General features: G+C 55.1%; 1 pseudogene. It reads left to right on the top strand.

Annotation, left to right across the window (positions count from 1 at the left end):
- Positions 1 to 146: 146 nt before the first annotated feature.
- A pseudogene (locus JF290_RS19380) lies at positions 147 to 986 on the top strand (IS1 family transposase); the annotation flags it as partial.
- Positions 987 to 1463: the final 477 nt, after the last annotated feature.

Genomic DNA, 1463 nt, shown 5'->3' with positions numbered 1-1463 from the left:
GTCAACCATTTCAACCAGGATCGCAGCCTCTCCAAACGAGATCACTTCAAGCAGAACCGAACCGTTGCTCTGGCCGAGTGGCGTGGTCTCTGCGCGGCATAAGGGACAGCGTTGCTGTCCTGGCAGAGACGAGTTCGAATTAGTCTGACAGCACCCGCGCAACGTCGCGCATTGCTGATGTAAGCAAGAATACGGTCAACAAGCTGCTGATCGACGCGGGCAAGGCATGTGCCGAATACCACGACGAGCATGTGCGCAATGTCAAAGCCTCGGTTATCCAGTGCGACGAAATCTGGTCATTCACCTACGCCAAGCAAAAGAACGTTGCTGCGGCCAAGGAGGCGCCAGAAGGCGCTGGCGACACATGGACGTGGACCGCGCTGGACAGCGATAGCAAGTTGATCGTGTCCTACATGGTAGGCGGGCGTGACAGCGAATATGCAATCGAGTTCATGGACGATCTGCGCGACCGTCTGGCGAACCGCGTTCAACTGACCACAGATGGTCACAAGGCTTATCTCGAAGCCGTCGAGGGCGCATTCGGCGGTGACGTGGACTATGCGCAGCTAATCAAGATTTACGGCGGGCCGACTGGCTCCAAGGGTCACGAAAAGAAATACAGCCTCGCCGAATGCACTGGCATCAAGAAGCGCGCCGTTGAAGGCAATCCCGACAAGACGCTGATCAGCACGTCACACGTCGAACGCCAAAATCTGACAATGCGGATGCACATGCGCCGCTTCACGCGCCTGACCAATGGTTTCAGCAAGAAGGTTGAAAACCACATGCATGCGGTTGCGCTGCATTTCATGTATTACAACTACTGCCGCATCCATCAGACACTCAAGGTCACGCCCGCAATGGCTTCCGGTCTGACGGATCGCCTTTGGGATGTTGCCGATCTGGTGGCGCTGGTCGATGCGAACGAACCTGCACCTAAGAAACGCGGCCCGTACAAAAAGCGTCAGCCGACAATTTCAAACTGACCCAATACCAACGCGAAAATCCACTTTGGAAACGACCGGAACCGGTTGAGACAATCCGAGGCACCTCCGAAGCACTACAGTACAAAACGGCCCCAAAGTGCTTTAGGCTATCAACCATCAGCACCAGAAACCATCGTGCAGATGGCCGAAAGGGCGATCGTGCTTCAACAATCAAACTGGACCACTCAAGTGAGGCGGATCAGGGGCAAGTGATCATAGGCTTGAGACGCGCATCAAAAGCGGCACTATGCGATCGTGCCGACACGAACAGATAGACGGCGCCCAATCTACAGAAAGCTCCGCGTATGACGAAGACACATGGTTCACTCCTCGACGATCAGTCCAAACAACTCCGAGCTATGAGTGAATCTGGTGTCCGGCTGGTTTGAAAGCTGGCGGTGCATCTGGTTGGTTTGTTGTTGCGACACAAGCCACCGACCAAAGAGGACGCACCACCATGGACGACGCTACCATCAT

Origin of the sequence: Sedimentitalea arenosa, from assembly GCF_016428585.1 — a bacterium.
Lineage (GTDB): Bacteria > Pseudomonadota > Alphaproteobacteria > Rhodobacterales > Rhodobacteraceae > Sedimentitalea > Sedimentitalea arenosa.
This window is presented reverse-complemented; position numbering and strand designations above follow the sequence as displayed.